Genomic DNA, 3,738 nt, shown 5'->3' with positions numbered 1-3,738 from the left:
GTCGTGGGCGTGGTGTTTCTCGGTACGGGCCAAAGTGTTGGCGGGCACCCGTCGGGCATGCATCTGATTACTGATAATGGCGGATTTTTCCCGCACGGATTACTCCCCGCACTGATATTAGTTCAAGGCGTCATATTTGCTTTTGCCGGTATCGAGTTAATTGGTACTGCCGCCGGGGAATGTAAAGATCCGGAAAAAATGCTGCCCAAAGCTATCAATAGTGTGATTTTACGCATTGGTCTGTTTTACGTCGGCTCCGTGGTGCTACTGGTATGCTTGCTGCCGTGGAATGCTTATCAGGCGGGACAAAGCCCTTTCGTAACATTTTTCAGTAGTTTAGGCGTTCCATACATTGGAACAATTATGAATATTGTGGTGCTATCTGCCGCCCTTTCGAGCTTAAATTCAGGCCTTTATTCTACAGGACGTATTTTGCGCTCATTATCGATGGGGGGATCCGCACCGAAATTCATGTCGAAAATGAGTCCCCAATCTGTTCCTTATGCCGGGATTTTGGTCACTGTCGGCATCTATGTCTTCGGGGTATTACTCAATTATCTTGTTCCCTCACAAGTATTTGAAATTGTTTTGAATATTGCGTCATTAGGGATTATTAGCTCATGGGCATTCATCATTGTGTGTCAGATGAAATTACGTCAGGCAATTAAAAAAGGAAACGCTAAACCTGTCGCTTTCAAAATGCCCGGTGCTCCCGTGACTTCCTGGTTAACATTATTTTTCCTGGCCGGTGTATTAGTGATGATGGCGTTCGACTACCCGAATGGCACCTGGACTATTGCAGCTTTACCGGTGGTCGCTATATTACTGGTCATTGGTTGGTTTAGTTTACGTAAACGCGCCCGCGAAGTTGCCGAAGATCCCATCGATAGTCCCCTCAAAGAGGGTAAGGCGAAAATAGTGCAGCCCGCTGAATTGCATCAGCAAAAATCAGCTAGCTAGAGATTGATACTCAGTCTGTGGGGTGATAAATAAACCTACGGACTAAGTTTCATACGGACAGGGTGAAATTTTATATCAGACATCTGCTGATAAAGTGAGAAGTAAACTTATTTACATCTATAGCAACTTTATTTCACTCTACCCGGCCCCGATTAAATCAGTGACAGAGAGTAAAAACATATAACTATTTATTCATAAATACAGACATGTTATATTTAAAATAGTTAAATTATTGGTGAAAAAAATGACTATTGTGCTGATTAATACGACCAGACAGATGAAGAAAAAAAATATCATGCTGGTGACTAGCACATTAAAATCGCTGATATCTGCCACTAAAGGCGATATATCGGCTCAAACTGGGTTAAGTTTGGCAACCTGTGGCACAATCCTAAATGAACTATGTGCTGAGGGAGAAGTTATTGAAGAATCTATTGACGAATCTCGCGGGGGGCGGCCTGCTAAGCGTTATATATATAACTCCAATTACTTTAACATATTAAGTGTTTATGTCGAAGGTACTAATGATTCAGGTATTATTTCATCATCCGTCACCTCTGCTGATGGGAAAAATATTGAAGAATATAATGAAGTCTATAACAACCTGACTGTAGAGACATTAATTAATCACATTCAAGAAGTTATAAACAAACATCCTAATATCAAGGCATTAGGGCTTGGCCTTCCGGGCATTTTGGTTGATGGTAAAGTACTGACTTGCGATATTACCCGCTTTGAAGGGCTGGATATCACTACACTGTTAAATGACCACTTTGGTATTTTTGTTCAAGTGGGAAATGATATAAATTATACTGCCTTTGGTTTCTACCGGAATAATTGCCGTGATATATCCGATCCTATCGCTTACATTTTTATGCCCCCAAGACATTGTGCAGGTTGTGGTATCGTTATTTCGGGGAAAATGCTCCGTGGAGCGAGTCAATTTGCAGGCGAAGTGTCAAAACTTCCTTTCTATGATGATTTAACCGCTGAAATAAATATCCATTCTCATCATACCCCTGAGTTTGAAAAACTTCTCCATATTACGTCCTCTTTGATTGCAATTATTAACCCGGTCACCATAGCGATATCAGGTCATAATATCAGTCAGGCCTGTATTGATGAATTATCGATTGAATTATTAAAAAGATTCGATAGCAAGCACATCCCGCATTTTGTTTATCGTGATTGTATAAAATCTGATTATCATAATGGCATATCAGAATATACCCTTGATGCCTATAATAATTTTAGAGTCTTTAACAGCTAACTCCCCCCATTACAATGATCGTGGGGAACCTGTCTTGACACAAAATTCCCACGTCAGCCCTCTTCGCATTATCCCTGTTCCATCCCCCTGAAAATATCTTTCCCGGCAAGAATACTCTTGACATTTTGAGTATTATCATTATATTTCACAACTTAATATAAGTCTTTTAGTAAGTGTATTTGCATTGCATCCGACCTTAATTTCACCACGACTAACCAGAGAAAGGTAACTACTGAATGTCTAGCTATACACTTGATACCCCTCTGGATACTTATGCTAAGCGAGCATCTACCCGAGCAATTTTCTTTGTGGCTGGATTTGCTATGGGGCTTTGGGCTTCGCTAGTGCCCTATGCACAAAATCGGCTACATTTTGATGCTGGTTCATTAGGGTTACTGTTACTTTGTCTGGGGACAGGTTCACTGCTTGCCATGTTGTTTTCAGGGAGACTTATCGGCCGTTTTGGGTGCAGAAATATCATGTTATTAGGTATCGTGCTCACCTGTATATTCCTCCCCACCTTGGCAATTATTGATCAATTCTTTTTTATGGCATTATGCCTATTCTTTTTTGGTGCCGGTATTGGCCTGGCTGATGTTGCCGTTAATGTCCAAGGTTCACTGGTTGAGCAATCTTCGGATAAACCCTTAATGTCAGGTTTCCATTGCTTATTTAGCATTGGCTCAATTGCTGGCGCAGGCGGTGGTGCCATACTGTTTACTCTCAGTTTGATGCCTCTAACCGTGACGTTCATTGCTATTGCAGTCATCGCCATTATTACCGCCACGGTTTTTAATCAATTAATCCCCTTTGGTGATAATAAAGAACCTACTGAGCCGGTAATAACCAAGCCGAGGCCCAATTTTCGGCTCGTGTTGATGGCCCTGATGTGCATGATTTGTTTTATGGCGGAAGGGGCCGTATTAGATTGGAGCGGCATTTTTCTGACTAACGATCGTGGTCTTGATATAAAATATGCGGGCTGGGGGTTTGCCATTTTTGGTGGAACAATGTCAATCATGCGTTTCACTGGCGATAAAGTTGTTAGTCTCTTGGGGCGCAAGCCTGTACTGGTTCTCAGCAGTATCATTGCTATGATCGGCTATGCAGTTGCGGTCATGATACCCGACTGGAAGTTCACCCTGCTTGGTTTTGCGCTGGTGGGAATTGGGGCTGCCAATATTGTTCCGGTACTGATTACACTCGCTGGCCAGGAAAAAGTCATGCCGGTAAATATGTCAGTTGCTCTGGTTGCAACATTAGGTTATTTCGGTGTTCTGGGCGGGCCAGCACTGATTGGTTTTATTGCCCATTTAACAGATCTTTATACTGCATTTGCCATTGTAGCACTGACATTTCTTGTCATTGCCGTCGGGGCGTTCAAGCTGAAATATACTGCCGACGAGTCTCTACCCCAAGAGTAGATATATAGAATATGCTTTTGCTGGCGCTGGCTGTTAAATATTGAGCACTTTCATTAGCTTTTCTGCCCGCCAGTATTTATAACT

General features: G+C 42.2%; 3 protein-coding genes. All 3 read left to right on the top strand.

The features are described 5' to 3' along the window. On the top strand, positions 1-960 hold a 960-nt coding region (locus FTA91_RS03235; RefSeq protein ID WP_145582944.1), incomplete at its 5' end, for an amino acid permease. A 244-nt stretch (positions 961-1,204) separates the two neighbouring features. Continuing rightward, on the top strand, positions 1,205-2,230 hold the full coding sequence (locus tag FTA91_RS03230) for an ROK family protein (protein ID WP_050113417.1): 1,026 nt from the start codon (positions 1,205-1,207) through the stop codon (positions 2,228-2,230). 236 nt (positions 2,231-2,466) lie between these two features. After that, positions 2,467-3,654 (top strand): MFS transporter, encoded by a 1,188-nt coding sequence (locus FTA91_RS03225; protein WP_050113416.1) that lies wholly within the window; start codon positions 2,467-2,469, stop codon positions 3,652-3,654. The last annotated feature ends 84 nt before the right edge of the window (positions 3,655-3,738 follow it).

It is taken from the genome of Yersinia thracica (assembly GCF_902170565.1).
In the GTDB taxonomy this organism is placed as follows: Bacteria; Pseudomonadota; Gammaproteobacteria; order Enterobacterales; family Enterobacteriaceae; genus Yersinia; species Yersinia thracica.
This window is presented reverse-complemented; position numbering and strand designations above follow the sequence as displayed.

Bases quoted from the DNA above. Each gene is read 5' to 3' on its own strand.
- FTA91_RS03230 (WP_050113417.1), top strand. From the start codon at position 1,205: ATGACTATTGTGCTGATTAATACGACCAGACAGATGAAGAAAAAAAAT.
- FTA91_RS03225 (WP_050113416.1), top strand. From the start codon at position 2,467: ATGTCTAGCTATACACTTGATACCCCTCTGGATACTTATGCTAAGCGA.